We start from the raw sequence: 22846 nt of genomic DNA, 5'->3' as shown, positions 1-22846 counted from the left end.
TTCCGTTTTTAATTACGTTGCTTTCCAACGCAATTACCGGGAAAGGTATACTGAACGAAATTTGAACCAATGAAAGATCTTCCACGCAATGTCTGGCTACTAACCACTTCTCAAGCTCTTTTATTCTCAGTTAGCTCAATGGTTGTTTTCGTTGGCCGTCTGATTGGGTTCGAACTAGCTCCGGTCGAAAATTTATCGACACGGCCTGTTGCCGGCATGCTTGTTGGAAATGCGTTAACCATTCTTCTGAAGGCACAATCGTATTCTGACGAATGAGTCACCTAAAAAAACGAATTATGCGTATCGGATTTAAATTTATCAAAACAAGGCTGTCCAATAGTTGGGAGGCGATCCACACCAGTTTTTGGTTTATTCCATCATTGATGTTACTCTCTGCCATTGTAGCCGCCTTATTCATGATTGCCCTGGATAAGACGATCGATATCGACTCTTCCTCTGTGTCACGAATTTTGTTTGATGTAGGACCCGAAGGCGCGCGTTCGGTGCTGGCTACCATTGCCGGATCGATGGTGACTGTAGCCGGTGTTGCTTTCTCGATTACGATTGTTGCACTTTCGCTGGCGTCCTCGCAGTTTGGTCCCCGGTTGTTGCGCAATTTCATGAAGGATGTCGGGAATCAAGTCGCACTTGGAACATTCATCGCTACCTTTATTTATTGCCTGATTGTGCTGCGTTCCATCTATGCCGGTGAAGAACATGCTTTTGTTCCGGTGCTATCTGTTAACTTTGGGGTTCTGCTGGCCATTGCCAACGTGGGTATGTTCATCTATTTTATTCATCATGTAGCTACCTCAATCCAGGCCGACCAAGTCGTTGCCAACGTATATTATGAATTGGACAATCGAATCGATCTGTTGTTCCCCAATACCATTGAAGCCAAAGAAAATGAAGATAAAACATTAGATGTTGAGAATGAAAAACAAAAATATACCGACACATACACGATTAATGCCCAAAGAAGCGGCTACCTGCAAGCAATTGATCGTGACGGTCTTGTAAAGATCGCTCAGGAAAACAATTGTCTGGTTGATTGTCCATATCGTCCGGGTGACTTTATCGTTCAAGGAAATCAATTCGTAACGGTAGAAAGCATGAACCAATTCGACGATGATTTCCAGAGCCATATCGGAAATCTATTTATTATCGGATCGAAAAGAACTCCGGAACAAGATGCGAAATTTGCTGTTCATCAATTGGTTGAAGTGGCTATCAGGGCGCTATCGTCCGGAATAAATGATCCGTATACAGCGCTTACCTGCATTGATCATCTGGGATCAATTTTATGCAAACTGGTCAACCGGAAATTTCCTTCTTCCCACTTAAAAGATGAAGAAGGCCGATTACGCGTCATCCTGAAAACAACATCATTCACAACCGTAACGAATACTGCTTTTAGTCAAATCAGACAATATGGAAGCAGTCATGTTTCGGTACTAAAACGACTTTTAGAAACCTTAATAACGATCGCCACGCTTGCTCAACAGCAAGAACAGTCAGCGGTTATACAACATCACGGCGAAATGATTGAACGTGCAGTACGGGAGTTTGTCCCTGAAAAGGATGACCAGGAAGAGATCATCTCTCGCTACCGTGAATTGATGCACGTTTTAGATCAAAAAAACTGACGTTACTGTGGCAAATATTCATCAGTCCAAAATCAAAACCATACACCAAATCTGAAAACTCAAAACAAAAAAAGGTTGCCGGGAAGCAACCTCATTTGGGAATAATTTCAAAAAAAGGGAAAGGGAAGGTCGAGAATAATCCTGTTAATCTAAAATCTACCAAGTATTAACAGACTCACTTTCGTATGATATTAAAAATTCTTTTTATAATTTTAATTGTCAATCACTTGTCTGTTGACCTTCTAAAATTAAGAGGCTTGTTTTATCTTTGTATTACGACTGAATTATAATAGCATCAACCTATTGTTAACAAAAAGCCAACGTATATTAACTTAACCTTTTTAAAATATTACAGTATTTGAAATAATGAGTCACCGCGATTGTTTAAAATGCCGTTAAAACAGAATTATATAAATGCTCTTCTGGAGCTCTTTTATCCGCGCCTTTGCTTGGTCTGTGGGGAAAAACTAATCGCTGATGAGAACTACATTTGCTTAAAATGCCTACTACATGCTCCACGCACCAATTTCCATTTAGAGCCTGAAAACCGAATGGAACAAGTTTTCTACGGTCGTGTTCCGATCGAAAGAGCAACCGCCTTTTTTGAATTTAAAAAAGGGAGCAACTATCAAAAAATTCTTCATCATCTAAAATACAAGGGTTCGAAAGAATTGGGTGAATTCATGGGTAGTCGGTATGCCGGGGAAATCAAAGATTCCAACTTCACTCAACATATCGATCTGATTTGTCCGGTTCCTCTTCATCCGCGCAAAGAGCGAAAAAGAGGCTACAACCAAAGCTATCATCTGGCTAAAGGACTTTCTGATGTTTTGCAAATTCCGATTGCAAATGACGCCCTTGTCAGAAAGACGTTTTCAAGTACACAAACCCGAAAAACCCGCTATGAACGCTGGGAAAATGTAGAAGATATATTTCAGGTCATCAGCCCGGTAAGCTTTACAAAAAAACACATTTTACTAATTGACGATGTTGTAACGACCGGAGCCACTTTAGAGGCTTGTGCTGCTACCATTTTAAAAAGCTGCGACTGTAAAATAAGCCTGTTAACCCTGGCCATTGCCTAACCCAGGAAAATAAAAGCCCTAATGATTGCTATTAATTTTCTACTTCAGCCCCATTATAAATAGCTTGTCCGCGTTGGACTTCCATCACAGCAAAAAAGCCAAGTCCACCATTGCTTATATTTCCTTTAGGATTGGCCGAAGGTCCGCTAAACAGGGGAATCTTTTCACCGGTTTCAAGATCTACTGCTGCAATATAATCGTAATACTCCTTCGTAATTCCGGCCATTTCCAGCATAATGGTATCTCCCTGCTCAACAAACTCTCCATTCTCTTCATCAAAATACTGAACAACAGGCCCATTGATCTCATTACCGTTAAAAAAGCGATCATCCGCCGTCCAATAATTATGGATAGAATCAGTATAAAGCACCCCGTTTTTGTATACTTTAAACAGGTAGTAATCTTCAGTTTCCGCAGGATCTTTACTGTAAAGTCCCACTTCCCAGCCTTCCCAGCTGGCATTATACGCAACCGCAACTCCCTGAACCGGAGCTGAAGCTTTCATTTCGGTTTCGGCCTCGTAAGTTTCCAGTTGACCATCTCCATTCACATCAACACCGGAAACTGTTAATTTGTAGTGCGCACCAACTACTCCTCTGTAGTCCTTTGGTGTTAAATAGATTCCCTGTCGATCTCGATCTTCAGTTAGTTGAATGGTTTGAAAATCATTTTCAATGGTAAGCACAGCTCCGGAAACCATTGCTGGAGACTGATTACTAAAATAGGGTGCTGATTTCCCCAACCAGACTTCGTGTGCTTTTACTTCGTTGGTTATTTCAGCAAAAACAACCAATCGAGGCTCCCCGGCCTCTTCCAGATCAATGTCTACACGTTCGGTGCACGATTGTACCAAAACAATTAAAAAAGCGATTGAATATATATATTTGAATGGCATGACGTTTAGAATTTAAAGTTGTAGGTAACTGCCGGAATTATCGGAAACAAATAAGTTTTCTCTGCATACGTTTCATTGGGGTTTTCTTCATCCTGAACAAAATTTAGTGCCCAGGTATTTTTTTGGTTGTAAACATTATAAATTGAAAAAACCCACTCGCCACTCCATGGTCTTTGTTTCTTGTTTTTAGATTGAAGTGTCAGCGATAAATCAAGTCGGTGATAATCATCATAGCGGGCACCATTTCGTTCCGAGTAATACGGGATAATTGTACCATTAACCTCGTAACGCTGCACAGGCAAAGTAACCGGCTGACCGGTTGAATACACCCAATTGGCAGACAATGAGACACGTTTGCTTAGTTGATGATTGAGAACCACACTTAAGTCGTGTGTTTTATCAAAAGGCGCAGAGTAGGTTTTGCCATCATTAATTTCAGGAATCTTTCGCTCCGATCTGGACAAGGTATAGCCAATCCATCCGGTTAATTTCCCTTCGGTTTTTTTCACTAAAAACTCTGCTCCATAAGCCTTTGCATTTCCAACCCGGAGTTCACCTTCCAGGTATTTGTTGAGCAACAATTCCGCATGGTCGGCAAAATCGATGGTATTTTTCATGTCTTTGTAATACGCCTCAACAGAAAGTTGGTAAACGCCGTTCTTTAAATTTCGGAATACCCCAAATGCAAACTGATCGGCAACCTGTGGCTTCACATTTGGACTCGCCGGAAACCAAATATCCAAAGGACTGCCCGCCGACGTATTCGCAGCCTGCTGAATGGTTTGACGAGACCGGTTGTAATTGAATTTAAACGACCAGTCTTTTGCAAACAAATAGTTTATCCCAAAACGTGGTTCCAATCCCCAATAGTTTTTATACACCTCTCCTGAACTGTAGACTGTGGAATCAACCACCTCGTAATTGTTGTCAAAATCGTATACCGTTCCTTCGCCAATATTCTGAAAAAGGGACGCCCGGATTCCATACTTCAACACCAGTTTATTGCCTATTTTATGCTGGTGCTCCAAATAGGCAGCATGCTCCAGAGCGTAATTCTTGTCAATAATGTATTCACCAAATATAGACTGATTGCCAACGCCCATAGCCGCACCAGGATTAAACGTGTGATGAAAGCTCTGTAGCCCAAACTTCAACGAATGCTCGGGGGTAATGTAATAACTAAAATCAGCTTTCAAACCAATATCTTCTAAATCTGATTCCCAAAGCCAGGATTCAGGTTCATCTTCCGCAGTGCCTAATTCATAGTCGTAACGGCTCCAAACCGTCGTCAGATTCATAAACAATTTCTGATTGAAAATATGGTTCCACCGGGCAGTGAAGGTTTTGTTTCCGAAACCCATCCTGAAAAAGGAACTCTTCATCACATCGCGCCCAAGATAACCACTCACATAAAGGCGGTTATTCTCATTGAACCGGTGAGTCAATTTCAAGCTGGCATCGTAAAAATACAAACGGCTGTCACGCACATCTTCATCCGACGACAATGGCAGAAACAGATCCATATACGTTCGTCGGCCCGACAACAGCATGGTGGTTTTATCTTTTTTCAGCGGGCCATCAATTGTTAAACGACTTGAGATAGTTCCAATTCCGCCTGCTCCTTCAAATTTTTTCGAATTACCATCTTTCATCCGCACATCCAAAAGCGACGATAAGCGACCACCATATTGCGAAGGCACGTCACCTTTGTACAACTTCAAATCTTTGATGGCATCATTATTAAATACCGAAAAGAAACCCATCAAATGCGAGGCATTGTAAACCGTTGCCTCATCAAGTAAAATCAGGTTCTGATCAGGACTTCCACCGCGAACACTAAAGCCGGAACCTCCCTCGGAAGTAGACTGAACTCCGGGTAACAATTGGATGGCTTTTATCAAGTCAACTTCACCCATTAATGCCGGAATCGATTTAATGGTGTGGGGCTGAAGTTTTTCAACTCCCATTTCAACCTGCTTGATGTTTTGGTCGCGACGCTCTCCTTTAACCTGAATTTCGTCCAATTCTTCCGATGAAGGAGTCAGCTCAACCTCCAGGCGGAGATCTTCGGTCATGTCAACTTTCTGCACATAATCTTCATAACCAATGTAACTGCAAATCAAGGTATATGATGCCGGTGTAATTGAAAGGGAATAAAAACCATAACTATTACTGATTGTGCCAACTCCCAATTCCTTAATTAATACCGAAGCCCCGATCAGGCTTTCACCACTTTCAGAATCGAGAATATGACCACTGATAATCTTTCGATCAGCTTTGTCATCTTCGTCAGCGTGTGCATAGTGCAGCCCCGCTGCACCTTGCAATACAGCAATTAAGAGAAGTAATTTTCTGAACATTTTCTAATTGTTTTCAGTTGTTTGTTGTTCTTTGTTTCCAGCTTTCTCTATAAGACAACCTCAATACCCAAACGTTGCAATTTTTTTTATGAAAAAAGAATTAAATGCAGGAAGCTGTGATTACAAGGCTCCGAGAATAATCAAAATCAGCGACCTAACCGATAATACAAACCAGTACTTATTACATTGCTGTATTGATCATCCAGCCAATAGGAAACAGCTTGTCCAGGCAAATCTCGAATGGGAAGCAGTGAATAGGCAAGTCTTAAATCAAGTGCTAGGCGATCGGTAAAGTCATACCGCATGCCAACAAAAGCCTGAAAATCGAAAGCGTTGAATTCGCGTTGTTCAACTTCCGGAATTTCACCGTAATTGTCCAGTTCTTTGCTGTGTACCAGGTATCCGGCCGATAGCCCTGCCAGGATTGAAATCCGATCGCTTGTTCGATACCCCAAAAAGAAAGGTACTTCAGCATAACCCAAACGCATGATATATTTTTCAAGATCTTCTTGTTGCACATTGGTGGTTTTATTCGACGGGTTTTTGCGGCTTCCTTTTTGCGAGTACTTAATTTCCATTCCAAAGAATAAGTCCCGACTGAAATCCCGCATCACATAACCACCTAGCAATATACCGGGTTTGCGATAACCATTGGTGTTATCTCCCGAAACCTGAGACGCATTAAATCCACCCAAAATCCCACCTTCAAAGCGTTGTGCCCGAAGCGCAAAAACCGTCAGGGCAAATAGTACTACAAGTAAAATTCTTCTCACGTTATTTCAATTTTTTAAGTTTCTCTTTCAGAATAGATACACCATGTCCAGCTTTTTCCTCAATAAACTCAATTCCATTTCGGTGAACCGGCGGACGCTCCGGATCAACGACAAAAATTGGAACTCCATCTTGCGTATAATGAATCAATCCGGCAGCCGGATATACATTGAGCGAAGTACCGACCACCACAAAAATATCGGCTTCCTTTACCAGTGGCATGGCCTCATCCATAGCCGGAACCATTTCGCCAAACCACACAATATGTGGCCGAAGCTGAAAGCCTTCTTCACAGGTGTCGCCAAACTTCAACTCCCAGCCATCTAAATCATAAATTAAGTCATCGTAACGTGTACTTCTCACCTTTTTTAATTCGCCATGTAAGTGCAGTACTTTTGAGCTTCCCGCCCGCTCGTGCAAATCGTCAATATTCTGAGTAATAATTTGCACGTCAAAATCGGCTTCCAGTTCTGCTAAACCGACATGTCCCGGATTTGGTTCGCATTCGTATAGCTGCTTTCGCCGATCGTTGTAAAATTTCATAACCAATTCCGGATTTCTGTGCCATGCCTCTGGAGTGGCCACCTCTGTGACATCATATTCTTCCCATAAACCTCCCATATCCCGAAAAGTACGAATCCCACTTTCCTGGCTCATTCCGGCACCGGTCAATATCACTAATCTCTTTTTCATGAATATCGGGTTTTTTTGTTTTAAAGATAATTTATTCAAGCTGAAAAACGAAAGGTAGTACACTTCGCATCCACGTAATTTGAAATCCAATTACTTTTCAACAGGCCTCATCAATTCAACTCTATTTTCCTACTTTTGTGGCTATGATCGACCAGTCAACAGTTGACCGCATAATGGATGCCGCAGAGATTACAGAAGTAGTCTCGGAGTTTGTAAGTTTAAAGCGGCGGGGAACCAACCAGCTTGGGTTATGCCCGTTTCACAACGAGAAAACTCCATCGTTTATGGTATCTCCTGCCAAAGGTATTTTTAAGTGTTTTGGCTGCGGAAAAGGAGGCAATTCGGTTAACTTTATCATGGAGCACGAATCCCTTTCGTACCCTGAAGCGCTGAAGTGGTTGGCCAAAAAATACCATATTGATGTCAAAGAAGAGGAAGAAACGGAAGCACAGAAGCAGCTCAAAGATGAGCGCGAAAGTATGATGATTGTTTCGGCCTTTGCCCAGAAATATTTTACCCGATTTGTGTGGGAAGAAAACGAGGGTCGAACTATTGGACTCAGCTACTTGCGCGAGCGGCAGTTGCAGGATAACATCATTAAAAAGTTCGAGCTGGGCTATTGCCCGGATGGGAAAGATAAGTTTACCCAAGCGGCACAAAGACAAGGATACCAGATGGAATTCCTCGAAAAAACGGGGCTGACTATCAAGCGCGACGATTGGGTGCGCGACCGCTTTGCCGGTCGGGTGATGTTTCCGATTCATAACGTAGCCGGCCGGGTGATTGCTTTTGGTGGACGAACACTGAAGGATGATAAAAAAATAGCCAAATACCTGAACTCGCCAGAGTCGGACATTTATCACAAAAGCCGGGTGCTGTACGGTATCTTTCAGGCCAAACGTGAGATCACGAAGCAAGATAAGTGCTATTTGGTTGAAGGATACACCGATGTGTTGGCCTTTCATCAGGCTGGGATTGAGAATGTGGTTGCCTCGTCAGGAACGGCATTAACTTCTGATCAAATTCGATTAATCAAGCGTTTTTCACCTAATATCACCATTATTTACGATGGTGACGAAGCCGGAATTAAGGCCTCACTCCGAGGAATTGATCTGGTGCTGGAAGAAGGGTTGAATGTCAAAGTTTTGCTACTTCCCCAAGGTGAAGATCCTGACTCTTTTTCCAGATCGATGAGCTCAACGGAACTTCAGGAATACATCGATAAAAACCAAACGGATTTCATTCGTTTCAAAACAAATTTGTTATTGAAAGATGCTGATAACGATCCGGTAAGCAAAGCCCGGCTGATTAACAATATCGTCCATTCGATATCGGTAGTTCCCGACGCAATCACCCGTTCTCTATACATCAAAGAATGCAGTAGCTTAATGGATGTTGAAGAGAACATCTTGTATACCGAAATGCGCAAGATGATGCAAAAGGAGTCGGAAGAGAATCGCCGGAAAGAATATCGCGATAAAGCAGCTCAACAACGACAACCCGCGCCACCTCCTACTCCGAAGGTTATCAAAAACCTGTGCGAAATTGAAGAACGAGAGATTTTGCGAATATTGATGAAATACTTTCACACTGAAGTTTTTGAAGAAGAAGGCGAAAACCCTGAAGAAAAGTTCTCTATTTCAGTTGGACATTTTGTGCTCAGCGAACTGGAGAATGATGGCCTGTATTCAGATAACGAGCTAATCAATCAATTTCTGGACTTTTTCAGGGAGAATCTGGACAACAAGAAATTTAATCCAAGCCAGTTTTTTACCCATCACCAGGATCAGCGAATCAGTCAAATGGCCAGTGATTTGATTTCAGAAAAATACACTGAAAGCAAACGTTGGGCGAGAGGTGGTGCTTTTGTTGAAGCCGAAGATGAAATTCTCGATTTACTGGTTCCGAAAATCGTTCAGGAATATAAACTGCGAAAGGTGAAAAACATGCTTTCGGATCTGGAAAAAGGCATTCAGCTGGCAGCAACTGAGAACGACATGGAGAAAGTCATGACAATTCAGAATCAATATCTCAACCTAAAAAAAGTGGAAAAACACCTTTCCATTCAACTTGGAAACCGAACCATTACCCGTTAAAGAAAAGATATGAGAACCCTGTTTATCGAAAATCGAGAAGAGATCGACGAAGTAATAAGAGCATGCAAGACCTGCTTTGTTGCCATGTCTGATAATGACCAGCCGTATGTATTGCCGATGAATTTCGCCTTGGAGAATGACACCATCATCTTGCATTCGGCACAGGAAGGCCGCATGTGGGAAACGATTAAAAAAAACCCGAGCATCTGCATTAACTGGACATTGGGCGAAGAGCTTGCCTGGCAAGATGTGAGTGTTGGATGCAGCTATCGTGTTAAATCAAAATCGGTGGTTGTTGAAGGAGCAATTGAAATTGTTGACGATTACAATGAAAAATACCGCCTGCTCAAGCTTGTAATGGCTCAATACAGCGACCGCGAATTTAAGTTTAGCAAGCCTGCCGTTGTTAATGTTGGCATTATGAAAGTGCACATTAAAAATATTAAAGGAAAGGTTTTTGGAGCCAAAGCAGTAACTCCCTGGAAGTCCTAAAAGTTATTTCCCTTTTTGGAGTCTCATTCGATGATAAAGTTATTTTTTAGACGATTTGGGTGAACTTCTTTTATATCAAACAAACGCATTTCGCTGCATAATTGAAGAAAAAAAATAAACCGCTCGTGAGAACTCCGCATCTGCGATTCTCTCATTCTCCGCCGATTAGAATCTTCTTTGGTTTCAAAAAATATACCTTTTTCGTCATTCATATTCTAAAATTAGAAAATAATCACCATTCTACAATATCATCAATTTTCACAGATTCTTTAATGTTTTATCTTTAGGCAAAATTACGCTATGATTTTTGTGACAGGAGGTACCGGATTGGTTGGATCCCATTTGCTGTTTAACCTGCTTAGTTCAGGTAAAAAGGTGCGCGTTTTAAAACGCCCTACCAGCAATGTTAAATGGGTGAAGAAAGTTTTTTCGTACTACAGCGATCAGTCCGAAGAACTATTTAGCCAAATTGAGTGGGTCGAAGGAGACATCTTGGATTACCACAGTCTGGAAAATTTGCTTGTTGGAGCTACTGAAGTTTATCATTGTGCAGCTATCGTATCTTTTCATGCCAACGACCGCGACAGCATGCTCAATAATAACGTAAAAGGAACCGCCAACCTGATTAATGCAGCCATCCACAATAAGGTTAGAAAGTTCGGCCACATCAGCTCTATTGCGGCCCTGGGAAGAACGCAGGATGGTAGCGAAATAAACGAAGAAACTTATTGGATTCCTTCGAAACAAAAATCGGGCTATAGCCTGAGCAAGTTTTTTTCGGAGATGGAAGTTTGGCGCGGTATCGAAGAAGGGCTTGACGCGGTGATTGTGAACCCATCGATAATTCTCGGGCCGGGTAACTGGGATATTGGCAGCCCCAAGCTTTTTCAAGCAATTGGGAAAGGATTAAAATATTACACCAAGGGAGAAACCGGGTTTGTTGATGTTCGTGATGTTGCTGCAGCAATGGTTCGGCTCATGGACGACAGCAATTTTAACAAGACCAAAAACCAACGTTTCATCCTGAATGCCGGCAATATGAGTTATCAGAATTTTTTTAATAAAATAGCTGACAATTTGCAAAAGCCGCGCCCAAGAACTTTCGCTTCCGATATGATTCTACAAGTAGCCTGGCGTGCTGCGCGGGTAGCCAGTTTTTTCTCGGGAAAACGCCCGCAAATTACCAAAGAAGCGATATCCGGATCTAACCGGATCAACCGTTACAACGGGGATAAAATTCAAAAAACAATTGATTTTCATTACCTCAATTTAGATACTACCATTGCTGACATTGCACATCTTTTTCAGAAAGATATTATATAAAAAACGGGTGCCCAATTGAGCACCCGTTTTTTATATATCGATTTGATCAATCGTACTATTCAACTTCCTTCCAAACTAAAGCACTAGCACCAACAATTGCGGCGTCTCCGGGTCTTAACTCTGAAGGTAAAACTTTAATCTTACCATTAAAGATTGGCAATAAATGTTCCTCCAGGCTAGCTTTTGTTGGTTTAAAAATGTAATCACCTGCCGCTGTTGGCCCACCAAATAAGAAAATTGCCTCAGGACTCAAGTGATGAACAGTATCCGCTAATCCTTGTCCCAACCATTTCCCGGTTTGTTCAAAAACCTCTAAGGCCACTTTATCTCCTTTCTCTGCAGCATCAAAAATCATTTTAGAGTTCAACTCATTAAACGATTTATCAGCCAACAAGCTATCTCCGGCATTGTCGCGAGCCATAATTTCAAAAGCGGTACGCTTCATGCCTGGTGCAGAGCAATAGGCTTCCAAGTGTCCTTTAGCAGTGCAACCGCACAAACGACCACCGGGTATCAAGGTTGTGTGTCCGCACTCTCCTGCGAAACCATCATGTCCGTAAACCAAGTCACCATTAACAACTACGCCACTTCCCACACCGGTTCCTAGTGTGTACATGACGAAGTTTTTCATGCCCTTCGCTCCACCATAAATCATTTCGCCAATAGCCGCTGCATTCGCATCATTAGTCAGCGCTAAAGCTTTCATTTCGGGGAAACTTTTACGCATAAGTTTAACGAATTGAACAACTCCTTTAAAAGAAAGGTTTGGAGCATATTCAATCGTCCCGTTGTAATAATTGCCATTTGGAGCACCGATACCAATTCCTAAAATTTCAATATCGTCATTCATCAGTTTCACCGACTTAATCAACTCTTGAATCGCAACAGTCAATTCATTGATGTATTTGTCAATATCTCCATGCGATGGTGTTAAAATTGAGTCTTTAACCATAACCTGGCCCTTGCTGTCAACCACACCAATTGCCGTATTCGTTCCACCAATATCAACACCTATTGTAACTTTTTTCATCTCGTTATAATTTTTAATTTCTAAAGTCTACAGTAACTACTTAATCAACCGGAATATCTGTATTAATGTTTTTGCTTCCAATAACTGCATAAAATAACAGATATCCAAAACAAACCACAATCAACCAGTAACTCGCCTGATAATCCGCCACATCAGCCAACCATCCTTGAATTGCAGGAAGAATACCTCCACCAGCTACGAGCACCATAAAAATCCCTGAAGCAGCAGCCAAATATTTACCGAGTCCTTCAACCGCAAGGTTAAAGATACTTCCCCACATGATTGAGGTACAGAGTCCGACCAATGCAATGAATAAGAATTTAATTGGAACAGGAACAAGGCCAAAACTCAAACCCGCGGTTCCTGATTGAAATGCCGGCATTGAGATCAATGTTCCCTCCGGCCAGAAAATTGCCAACACAATCAAAACGATTCCAAGAAATGAAGTAAAACCTAGCATCTTTCTACTGGAAACAGTGCTTCCAACTGCAGCACCAGTCAAACGACCAACCAACATCAACAGCCAGTAAAATCCGACAATTCCACCGGCAATTCCGGCTCCAATTCCTAATCCCGGCGTATCTCTCCCGTCAATAATTCTGTTTGAACTTTCGTAAGCTATTTCACTCACAACTTGCATACGATATCCATCAACGCTCGCATTTTTAACATCAAGAGCTGTGATTTCTTCAAGGTAAGCTGCATCGGATTGTTGTTTCTCATATTCAGCAATAATTGTTTCAGCTTGGTCTTCAGTAGGAGTTGTCATGTATAAATTGGCAATCCCCGGAGTTCCAACCTCAATTCCTACATATACAAAAATACCTATGGCTCCCAAAACGAAATGACGGAATTTTAAAGCTCCGGACATAAGGCCGCCCAGTGCTTCTTTTGGTTGGTCAGCATGTGGTTCAGGAATTCGTGTTAATCGAAGAATAAAGAATACCAGAGCAAAAACAGCCATGGCAATGTACAGGATCGGATATACATCGGGAATAGAAGCTTTTGTTGCTTCACCAATAAGAATACCTACAAATACCGGGGTAAATGTAGCCATAACTGAGTTGAAAGAACCACCCACCTGGATAAGCTGGTTTCCCTTGTTACCTTCTCCTCCAAGTTTATTTAGCATCGGGTTTACCACAATGTTTAACAAACACATGGAGAATCCCGCGATGAAGGCACCTAACAAATACACGGCAAAACTTTCGGCATGTCCTGAAAGGTATTGAATGCCGACCCCTACGAACCCAACCGCGACAGCAATAAGCGCTGTTTTTTTATATCCAACTTTTTGAAGTAAAATACCTCCGGGAATACCCATAACAGCATAGGCGATAAAGTTTGCCAGGTTTCCAAGCATTCCCAAACTATTAGAAACATTGAACTGATTTTTCAGCACGATACCCATCGGTGCTGCCAAGTTGGTAACAAATGAGATCATACCAAAAAGTAAAATCATCATAAAAATTGGCACTACATAATTCTTCTTACTCTCTTGCATAATTAAGTTAATTAAGGATAGTTTTAAATTATTTATTATTATTTAAGGTAATTTCAATTTGTTAACGGAGCTAGGGGAGAATTTAGACTTAAAAGAACCGGAAAATCCGGAATTATAAACAATAGCATAAAAATAAGTTGTGCTAAAGCGCAGTTTATTAGTCGGTTCCATCATGTATTATTTTAGGTTTATTTAAAAAGCATCCCAATGCTCTGTGATTTAGGCAGAGCAAATTTAAAAATTTAAATTGTTTTTCGGGATCAGGATATCCTGTTTCTCCTAATTTAGGTTCAATCCAAACATGTTGTAAAACTATTTCTCAACATTCAATCACGTTGTTTCAATGGATTTGAATATTTCGACTATTGGCACAAGAGTAAACCCGCCAGTCTATCAGCGTGTTGCACACGCAACATACCACTGCATAAAAATTATTTGTATCGTTAATCGTGGTTTGTGAAGTAGTCAAATTTGGATAAATTGCGAGAGATAAAAAATCAAATGGATAAATTGAACAAAGAGGAAATTCGAGTCAAAATTCTGAGGGAAATTGAAAAAACCCGCCAATACATTATTGACTACAAGGAAAACACTCAACCCATTGTTCCCGAGAATGCGATCGGTCGAATTTCCAGAATGGATGCCATCAACAATAAAAGTGTTGCAGAAGCCGCTTTGCGGAAAGCAGAAGAAAAACTCTTCAAACTCAACAGTGTATTAACAAAAATTGACGATGAGAATTTCGGACTTTGTGCCCGCTGCAAACAAGCTATTCCTTTGGGTCGCCTTCTGATGATGCCTCAAAGTTTGTATTGTGTTCAATGTTCTCATTAAGTCCAACCGGATTCGCCGCATCCTGATAGGGAGACGTAATTTTTCGTCCACCGTATTCAAAACGTTCATTCATAATATTCAGGATTTCATTAGCGCTGGATTCAACCGGTTTGCTTGATACGTGAATGACCGTAAACCCACCCTTTTTGAATACAAATGAAGCGTTCCGAATTTCGTTCTTCACCAACTTTTCGTCGGTGTATTTTGAGCTGTCATGACGCGGTAAACTTTTCAATCGCTTTATTCGGTGGGCAATCAGATGCTGCGGGCTAATATGTAAACCAAATACCCTTTTCGGATCAACCTCAAATAACTCCCGGGGTGGCTTAATTCCATTCACTAAGGGAACGTTTGCTACTTTCCATCCATACATCGACAAGTACACACTCAACGGTGTTTTACCCGATCGCGAGACTCCGCACAAAATAATTTCAGCTTTGTTTAAGCGCTCCGGACTCATTCCATCATCCTGATTCAACGTAAACTCAATCGCATCAATACGATCGAAGTACCGCTGGTTAATTTCGCGAAAAAGGCCGGGTGATTTCAACGAAGGAATGCCCAGTGTGCTATCCAGGTAATCGGCCAGCTCACCCATAAAATCAATCTGCTTGACACCCTCTTCCTTTGCTTGTCTGATCAGGCTTTTTCTTAAATCGGAATTAACCATGGTATGGGTAATCAAACCTCCATCCTTTTTTGCCTTAGATACAATCTCCCTCAGCTTTTTTTCGTCCGACACATTAGGAACAATAATAACCGGAACATCGTTGTTCGGATATTGAATCAGAACTGACTGAACCATGTTGTTTCCGGCTAATCCTTTCCCTCCTGACACGACATAAATAGGTTTTGTTTTTTTCTTTTTTTCTCGTTCTTCCACGTTCTTTATACTTTGTTTCCAATAAGATAAAACAAAACTTCTATAAAAAAAGCCCGAAAGTTTTAAAACATAAAAGAAGGGAGAAGAAACAAAAGCTCATTCTCATCTAGCAATTCATTATGCTTTTCCACCTTGTTTCCCATATGAGATGGGCATGGTCAATGAACTTGCCGTCTGGTTGGTTCCATCCTTTTCCACTAAACAATTGTTGATTTTGCGAATCCTAACAACTGGATTGGTTTTCTCTCGGTTTACTGGTTATCGAGTTAAATACGTTTTAGGAGTTGATCAATACCATTTTCAAAAAAGGACTTGACTCCAACGTATTGTTCATTCGCAGTTGGCTGACTAAGGATTTCACTTAACGGTAAAACGGCGCCATTCCAATCGGGAGTCATCCATTTCCCATTGGGTAATTCTTTTAATCCGTCCGAAAGGTTATTCGATTTTTCAGACGAAAAACTTAGATAGAAATAGGGCTCCTCAACCATACCGTCGGGAATAGCCCAGCCAAGCCCGATGGTTTTCGAAGCTTCTCCCTTTTCATTTTGTGCCAGCGTGGCAAAAGTACCGGTATCAAAATGATGAGGCCAGATACGCACCGGTTCAACAGTTGAAAAGGTTGAGGCAAATTCCTTCATGACCACCTCTGCATTATGCCGATATCGGATGCTTTCCTCAACCATTTCAGCCAAGTGAGCATGACTACAGAAGCCATCTTTCAGCAAATCCATATCGAGTTGGTAGGGCTGTTTCGTTTTTAACTGACTAACTTCTACTCCGAGCTTTTGAAGCTCTGTCTTTAATTCAAAGAATGAAGTTTCAAATGATCTCCCTACCAGTGAAATTTCACTGAGCAGTGACAAATTTTCATCCAGAATTTGCAGTTTTAATTGGTGTAGTTGCAGACCAACGAATATTCCGCGAGCTAATTGACTTCCCAGAAAAATCTGTTTTTTGGGAATATACTGCATATTAATATTGCTTTTGTCGGGCTTCTCAGGAATAAGATATCGGCCAACCAAGGCGATAAATTGAGCTGCAATGCGCTGCCGATGCAGGATCTTTTTTAAATCGTCATTAAAGGAGATGGATAGCTTTTGCCAACTGTCTGTTTGTTCCATAATTTCGAGCTTAAATTTTTTGCCAAAGTGAGTCTACAAAATAATTCCGTTTATCGGTAAAGTTTTCTACCACTTTAAAACCATGGTCTTGAGCCAACTTTTCAATACCCTGGCAATCGAATTTTTGGGACAATTCCATGAAAATAGTTTCCCATGGATTGAAATGAAAATCTTTATCCAGGTCGCCGACCGACACTGTTTGTTTCGTTTTGGAGACCAAAAAACTTTTCACTCTTCCTGTTTCCGGATTGTATTCGGTATGATGCTCAAAATTGGCTGGATTGAAATTAGCATTGAGTTCTTTATTCAGCCGTAGCAAATGGTTGAGGTTGAATTTTTCGGTGTGTCCGTGGGGATCATTGTATGCGTTCATAATCACATCGGGTGATTTTTTCAGATCGAAACCGATGAGTACCCGGTCTCCCTGATGACAGAGACCGGAGAGTTGACTGAAAAAGAGATCAATCTCTTCCTCCGAAAAATTTCCAATGTTCGACCCCAAAAATAAAATCACCTTGCGTAAGCCGGAGTGGCCATTTAACTTTTTCACTTCCTGAAAATAGTCGCCGGTTTGGGCGCTGACGTTCAACAACGGAAGTTCTTTTTCTAAACTGCTTACCAGTTCCACATTGGCTTTATGACTAATGTCTATCGGAATGTAACGAAAGCTAACCGAACTATCCATGAGGAACTGTAAGAGGACTTTTGTTTTCAATCCATCACCAGATCCTAATTCGATCAAATCAAATCCTTGAACACCATCTTTAAACGCATTGGTAATTTGCTTTCTGTGCGTTGAGAAAATTTCAAATTCACAATCAGTGAGGTAATATTCCGACATTTGCATGATATCCTGAAAAATAGAACTTCCCTGATCATCGTAAAAATATTTCGACAGAAGGTATTTCGGATTTGCAGAAAGGCCGTTTAACGTGTCGGCACCAATTTCGGAAATAAGTGTTTGTTGTTCCATGGGTTAAGAATAAATTTCAGCATTCCAGTTTTCAGGTATTCCTGTTTCATACGGATTCTCAGGATCATTGCTCCATTCGAACCAACCACCGTCGAATACCGAAACACGAGGCCAGCCCATCAGCCAGGCATTAAACCAGGCTTCACTACCGCGCCATCCGGTACCACAATAAAAGGCCAGGTGTTTATCCGGGGTAATGTCCACCTGTTTCCAAATCTCCGCTACTTCATGAAATTCGCGAGTTGTATGATCCACATGACGATAGTTTTCCATGTGATAGGCATCGGAACCGCAGTTGCCAAAAATAGCCCCGGGAATACGGCCCTTTTTTTCGATATAATTGTAACCGCTTACTTCGCCAATATACTCGGGCCAACTTCTAACGCAAACCAAATCGGCTGTTGAAGAGGCTAGCATTTCTTTCGCTTCCGGAACGTCAACGGCAAGTTCAGATTTTACAGGAATGTTTACCCCGAAGTTTTCAACCGGAGTTTTGGGAACATCATCGGTGGCGATTTCGTATGCCGCATCTTCCCAGGATTGAAATCCACCATTTAGTACCCGAACATCTTTCACGCCTGCATACATCATGATGAAGGCATTGCGGATGGCTCCGATGTCGCCGGCTGCGCTACCCGGAAATTCATCATCATTATCCGGAAACATGAATTTTCCGTATGAAATAACCAGTGTGTCTGACGTTATTCCATGTTGAAGCAAGGCTTGCTCCAATTCTTCCGGCGACCGGCGATTCCAGGTTTCCGTGGCTTCAAGGGCAAGCGTATCCATATCGATCGCACCGGGAATGTGACCACTCAAATAAGCATCGCGGTTGCGATAATGAGCATGAACAATCACCACTTTTTTCCCTTCGTACTCCAATGGTCTTTCGCCTGAAATGATCTCGTTTACGAAACTGGCGGGCACTAAATTTTCGAAACGTGGAAGAAAATCCATCGGTAATTCAGTGTTTGGCGACCACTCATCCTGAAAATGTTTGTAAATTTTAATTTGGTTGTACCCCGACTTTTGAAAGCGGGTTGCAATCTCTTCTATTTTATCTTTTGAATAGCCATACAACACTATTTCATGTTCGGGCAGAATTCCTTTTGACCGGACTATTTCAATCCAATCAATGTAATTGGCCCACTTCGCAGGCAGAGTTTTTGCACCTTCGATGTGACCACCTCGCGGTTCATTTTGAAGCTGCCAGCCATTGTAGGCGTCAACCGGACGGATGTCAATAAATTTTGCTTTGGGAGATGACAATAAAGCCACCAACTCGTCTGTCGATATTTCAGTAAACATAGAATTATTACTCATTTAGATTGTCTTCGTTTATAACAAACAACAAAATGTATTTGAGTTGGTTTATATGTTTATTTGAACTTAATCACTGATCACTTGTACACCTTTCCAAAGCGCGACACGTCCTTTGATGCTGTTTGCTATGCCGAACGGCTCCGCGTAACCAAGCGATATCCTGATTTACCTTACCATCAATTGCCCGGTCATCGTAAGAGGCAGTTCCTTTCCGGTGGCAAGCCTTCTGGGTGTCACCATCTTTTAAATATTCTTTGTTTAATGATTCAATTGGGAAATAGCTGTTTCCTTCCACATTGACGATGTCCTGACTTTCAGCGATTGCTTTTCCGTTTCAGGTTGATCTCATTGCACTATTTATTGATGTCGACTTACAACAATAGTCGTTAGCAGCTTCATAACGCGACGAGGATGGATCAATTTAGTTATGTGTTTGGATTGAAGTACCGCATGTTTAATTAAGGAATTCCATTGTCATAAGTTAACCGTGAAGTAAAACGTACTTCCTTTCCCGACCTCTGATTCTACCCAGATTGTTCCACCCATCTTATCCAAATATCCCTTGCAAATTGCCAAGCCGAGTCCGGATCCTTCGTATTTCCTTGCCAAATTCAAGTCAGCCTGGATGAAACGCTCAAAAATCGCGTCGATCTTCTCTTTAGGAATGCCATTCCCTGTATCAGACACATAGCATTTTACCTGATTTTGATCCAGTTCGAAACCAAAACTTACCTTTCCCTGGTTGGTAAACTTAATGGCATTATTTATGAGGTTTGTTAGAATAGAATTCAGCTTATTTCTATCTGTTCTTACCATTGTGCTTTGCAGCTCCTCCGAAATATTCAGAGAAATATCCAAGCCTTTTTTTCTCGCAATTAGTTCAAAAAAATTAAGTTGAAACTCAAAAACTCCAGCGAGCCTAAATTCCTCACTAACAAGAGGAATGTCGCCTGCTTCAATCTTAGAATATTCGATTAAATCATTTATCGTATCCAGAAGTCGCTCCCCGCTTTCATTAATAACCTTCGAAAATTCAGCTCGATCATCATCATTTAAGTTAGGCATTTGTATCAGCTCGATAAAGCCAAGGATACTATTCATCGGGGTTCTGATTTCATGACTCATGTTGGCCAGAAATGCCGATTTCAATCGATCAGATTGCTCAGCCTTTTCTTTCGATTCTTTTAAATCACAAATCATTTGTTTTGTGACTGTAATATCTTCTTTTATTGCCAGGTAGCTGAGCGTTTTGCCATTTTTGTCTTTTATAGGAGAAATACGTGCACTTTCCCAATACAAATTTCCATTCTTCCTTTTATTACAAAACTCACCCTGCCAACTCTTACCGGACAATAAGGTATTCCACAAATTCTTGTAAAATTGAGAATCATGATAGCCCGATGATAACATGTTCGTTTTTTCCCCGATCACTTCTTCTTGGTTAAATCCAGTAACTTTCTGAAATGTCGGATTCACATATTCAATTCTTCCTTCCAGGTCTGTTACGACTATGCATACAGGGCTTTGCTCAATAGCTTCGCTGAGTCTCAAGTTTCGCTGTTCTTGTTTAATTTGATCTGTAATATCCTGTATTGTTCCATACAGTCGGACAACCTTTCCATCTTCTTTCTCCGCCAGTCCAATTGTCCGAACCCATTTTTCTTCACCTTTTTCGCTAATAAATGGAGTTTCCAGATCGTAGGGCTTACCGGTATCTACTGCTTGTTTTAAGACTTGTTTAATTGTCTTTTGCCTTTCTAATGGATAATTTTTCAACCCCTCAATTCCTTTCGGAGGTTCATCTTCAACAGGTAGCCCATATATCCGCTTGGCTTCGTGTGAGTAATAGGATTGCATGGTTGCAAGATCAAGTTCCCAACCTCCAATTTTCGCTATTCGCCCTGTTTCATTTAGTAGCTTTTCTCTTCTTATTTGTTCCTTTTCGAGTCTTTTCTTCTCTGTTATATCCCTGAATTCAACAACTCTTACTTTTTTGCCTTTGTAATGAATCATTCTTCCTTCTAACCTCACCGGGTATCGTTCACCATTCTTTTTAATAGCGATTACCTCGTATGATTCTTCATACCCTTCAATAATATTATTCATGACTAACTCCCGGGCTTCCTCAGCAATTAGCGATAAACCATTCATGCCAACTAATTCTTCATGCGAATAGCCCGAAAGTTTCGAAAGTCCGAAATTACAATCCAGAATAACGCCTTTATCGTGGATGGCTATTCCCCCAAATGATGCATCATGCAATGCCTTAAAACGATGAGCACTTTGTTTGGCTAATTTCTTTGCTTCTTTTAATTTCTTATTCTTTCGTTTCAGTTTGTCTTGTGCTTTTTTAAGAGCAGTCACATCTTTAAAAATAGCTACTATTTCGCCGCTTGGTAACTTATAAATTGAGTTTTCGCGCCACCTGCCCTCCACACTGTCTGAATAACAAATAGGATCAAGATGAACCTCTTCGCCTGTTTCGTATACTTCCCTGACAGCTATGAACAGAGGAGACTCTGCCATGTTGGGGAATCGTTCAGAAAGCTTTTTGCCAATAATATTTTCTTTCGAGGTACTTGTTATTTTTTCAGCTGATGAATTAAAATCAACAAAAACAAAATCGTTGCCATCGTCTATCGGTCGATACACTGCGACCCCCGAAGGAAGATGCTCAGTTAGCTCCCGGTATCGTTCTTCATTTTCTTTTAATTGTTGTTTTATCTTTTTACTTTCCGTAATGTCCTTCGTAACCCCAACAATTCTTACTGCGCTTCCGTGTTTATAGCCCTTCCCTGTAGTTTCGAACCATGAAAGTTCCCCATTACCTTTTTTTATCTCATAAATAATGGAATACTCTTTCTCCTGATTTTGTAGTGCTTTTGAAATAGCGACATTTAGATTTTCTTTATATTCTGGTGGTAGATATGAGAAATATTTATCGAAACTATTGTTTATTGTACCTTTGGGAAGTACAAGAAGCTCGTCGGCAACATCTGAAATATACGAATGCACTATCCCGCCGGTATCAGTATTCCATTCTCCCATCCAGATAATATCAGGCAGGCTTTTGGTAATCTGTTCAAACTGATTATTTGCCTGAACTAAGAGTTGTTTGGTATGAATCTTTTCTGTCAGTTGATTTACGTAGACGTAGAGTAGTTCCGCAATTTTCCGGAATTTGGATTCACTCATAACAGTAACATCACGATAAGCGCGGATGAACCTTCCCCGGTCAACACCAATTTCATCGGCATATCTGGCAATGCTGTCTTCTTCAAAATCGTCTCCTTTAACCTGCCCAATTAACCAGTTTGCAACATGTTTATCCCCAACGTTTACACTCACTCCGCCGTCCCATAATCCGGCACTCAAGCATCTCCGAACAGTTGGCCCATCGGCATTGTAACGTCCTATAACAGAATCCGATCGAAAACAATTACGAGCCCCTTTTTCTGTTTGCCGGATCACATCCGAGCATAAGCTGGAAAAATTAGAGGCTTGCGTAATCGGAGTACCATCAGGATAAGTTATTAGCGACGCAATCTGGTGCACCTCTGCGAATAAGTCTTGTAGCTTTTGCAGTTCTGCGATTTCGAAAAACTCTCTGATATTAATTTGCTCCTTTGCCGTCGTCCCGCTATTTTCCGATTCCATGCAATTGCCAGGTTAACTATTTTTAATTTCTGCTGTTGCCATTAAAAGTAAATAAATAACTTGAAGAGGAGAGCACTCGTTGGTGGTTTTTTTTGAACTTCTTAAGTATAGTATATACTTTTACTGCAAATATCCAGAATTTAAATTAACCAAAAGG

General features: G+C 41.2%; 19 protein-coding genes. 7 read left to right on the top strand and 12 right to left on the bottom strand.

Annotation, left to right across the window (positions count from 1 at the left end; genetic code table 11):
- Positions 1–69 precede the first annotated feature (69 nt).
- The 3 genes from ACTB00_RS09155 to ACTB00_RS09145 all read left to right on the top strand — a co-directional run bounded on the left by ACTB00_RS09155 (position 70) and on the right by ACTB00_RS09145 (position 2731).
- Positions 70–276 (top strand): hypothetical protein, encoded by a 207-nt coding sequence (locus ACTB00_RS09155; protein WP_463299611.1) that lies wholly within the window; start codon positions 70–72, stop codon positions 274–276.
- Positions 273–1646, top strand: coding sequence for a DUF2254 domain-containing protein (locus tag ACTB00_RS09150; protein WP_463299610.1), 1374 nt, complete (start codon positions 273–275; stop codon positions 1644–1646). Before ACTB00_RS09155 ends, ACTB00_RS09150 begins: the two co-directional genes overlap by 4 nt.
- 551 nt (positions 1647–2197) lie before the next feature.
- Positions 2198–2731 carry a ComF family protein gene (locus ACTB00_RS09145; protein ID WP_463299609.1) on the top strand — a complete coding sequence of 178 codons (534 nt, stop codon included), beginning with the start codon at positions 2198–2200 and terminating at the stop codon, positions 2729–2731.
- 31 nt (positions 2732–2762) lie between these two features.
- Here the strand turns inward: ACTB00_RS09145 and ACTB00_RS09140 are convergent, their stop codons facing one another.
- From ACTB00_RS09140 to ACTB00_RS09125, 4 genes are all read right to left on the bottom strand, one after another.
- Entirely contained in the window at positions 2763–3626 is an 864-nt protein-coding gene (locus ACTB00_RS09140) for a DUF4249 domain-containing protein (RefSeq protein ID WP_463299608.1), read from the bottom strand.
- 5 nt (positions 3627–3631) lie between these two features.
- Positions 3632–5986, bottom strand: a complete 2355-nt coding sequence (locus tag ACTB00_RS09135) for a TonB-dependent receptor (RefSeq protein WP_463299607.1) — start codon at positions 5984–5986, stop codon at positions 3632–3634.
- Between the two features lie 146 nt (positions 5987–6132).
- Positions 6133–6759 (bottom strand): porin family protein, encoded by a 627-nt coding sequence (locus tag ACTB00_RS09130; RefSeq protein WP_463299606.1) that lies wholly within the window; start codon positions 6757–6759, stop codon positions 6133–6135.
- Position 6760: 1 nt separating this feature from the next.
- Positions 6761–7450, bottom strand: coding sequence for an SIR2 family NAD-dependent protein deacylase (locus ACTB00_RS09125; RefSeq protein ID WP_463299605.1), 690 nt, complete (start codon positions 7448–7450; stop codon positions 6761–6763).
- Between the two features lie 143 nt (positions 7451–7593).
- On the opposite strand from ACTB00_RS09125, the gene dnaG reads away from it, so the two are divergent.
- The 3 genes from dnaG to ACTB00_RS09110 all read left to right on the top strand — a co-directional run bounded on the left by dnaG (position 7594) and on the right by ACTB00_RS09110 (position 11361).
- Positions 7594–9546: a DNA primase gene (gene dnaG, locus ACTB00_RS09120; RefSeq protein ID WP_463299604.1), complete on the top strand. Its 1953-nt coding sequence runs from the start codon at positions 7594–7596 to the stop codon at positions 9544–9546.
- A 9-nt stretch (positions 9547–9555) separates the two neighbouring features.
- Positions 9556–10038, top strand: coding sequence for a pyridoxamine 5'-phosphate oxidase family protein (locus ACTB00_RS09115; RefSeq protein ID WP_463299603.1), 483 nt, complete (start codon positions 9556–9558; stop codon positions 10036–10038).
- Between the two features lie 300 nt (positions 10039–10338).
- Positions 10339–11361: an NAD-dependent epimerase/dehydratase family protein gene (locus ACTB00_RS09110; RefSeq protein WP_463299602.1), complete on the top strand. Its 1023-nt coding sequence runs from the start codon at positions 10339–10341 to the stop codon at positions 11359–11361.
- Between the two features lie 55 nt (positions 11362–11416).
- Here ACTB00_RS09110 and ACTB00_RS09105 read toward each other — a convergent pair whose 3' ends face one another.
- Positions 11417–12391, bottom strand: a complete 975-nt coding sequence (locus ACTB00_RS09105) for an ROK family protein (protein WP_463299601.1) — start codon at positions 12389–12391, stop codon at positions 11417–11419.
- 40 nt (positions 12392–12431) lie between these two features.
- Positions 12432–13895 carry an MFS transporter gene (locus ACTB00_RS09100; protein ID WP_463299600.1) on the bottom strand — a complete coding sequence of 488 codons (1464 nt, stop codon included), beginning with the start codon at positions 13893–13895 and terminating at the stop codon, positions 12432–12434.
- Between the two features lie 501 nt (positions 13896–14396).
- On the opposite strand from ACTB00_RS09100, the gene ACTB00_RS09095 reads away from it, so the two are divergent.
- Positions 14397–14729 (top strand): TraR/DksA family transcriptional regulator, encoded by a 333-nt coding sequence (locus ACTB00_RS09095; RefSeq protein ID WP_463299599.1) that lies wholly within the window; start codon positions 14397–14399, stop codon positions 14727–14729.
- Here the strand turns inward: ACTB00_RS09095 and ACTB00_RS09090 are convergent.
- From ACTB00_RS09090 to ACTB00_RS09065, 6 genes are all read right to left on the bottom strand, one after another.
- On the bottom strand, positions 14665–15612 hold the full coding sequence (locus tag ACTB00_RS09090) for a pyruvate, water dikinase regulatory protein (protein ID WP_463299598.1): 948 nt from the start codon (positions 15610–15612) through the stop codon (positions 14665–14667). The two genes, ACTB00_RS09095 and ACTB00_RS09090, sit on opposite strands and share 65 nt — an antisense overlap.
- 266 nt (positions 15613–15878) lie before the next feature.
- The gene (locus ACTB00_RS09085; RefSeq protein ID WP_463299597.1) at positions 15879–16736 is read right to left on the bottom strand and encodes a hypothetical protein; all 858 of its coding nucleotides are present in this window, start codon (positions 16734–16736) and stop codon (positions 15879–15881) included.
- Positions 16737–16746: 10 nt separating this feature from the next.
- Positions 16747–17709, bottom strand: a complete 963-nt coding sequence (locus ACTB00_RS09080) for an L-histidine N(alpha)-methyltransferase (protein WP_463299596.1) — start codon at positions 17707–17709, stop codon at positions 16747–16749.
- 3 nt (positions 17710–17712) lie between these two features.
- Positions 17713–19032: a rhodanese-like domain-containing protein gene (locus ACTB00_RS09075; RefSeq protein WP_463299595.1), complete on the bottom strand. Its 1320-nt coding sequence runs from the start codon at positions 19030–19032 to the stop codon at positions 17713–17715.
- A gap of 70 nt (positions 19033–19102) precedes the next feature.
- Positions 19103–19327 (bottom strand): DUF427 domain-containing protein, encoded by a 225-nt coding sequence (locus tag ACTB00_RS09070; protein ID WP_463299594.1) that lies wholly within the window; start codon positions 19325–19327, stop codon positions 19103–19105.
- A gap of 179 nt (positions 19328–19506) precedes the next feature.
- Positions 19507–22689, bottom strand: a complete 3183-nt coding sequence (locus ACTB00_RS09065; protein ID WP_463299593.1) for a PAS domain S-box protein — start codon at positions 22687–22689, stop codon at positions 19507–19509.
- Positions 22690–22846 lie beyond the last annotated feature (157 nt).

The sequence above is a fragment of the Sunxiuqinia sp. genome (assembly GCF_055140945.1).
Note: the sequence above shows the minus strand (reverse complement) of the source record. Positions and strands in the feature narration are given on the sequence as shown.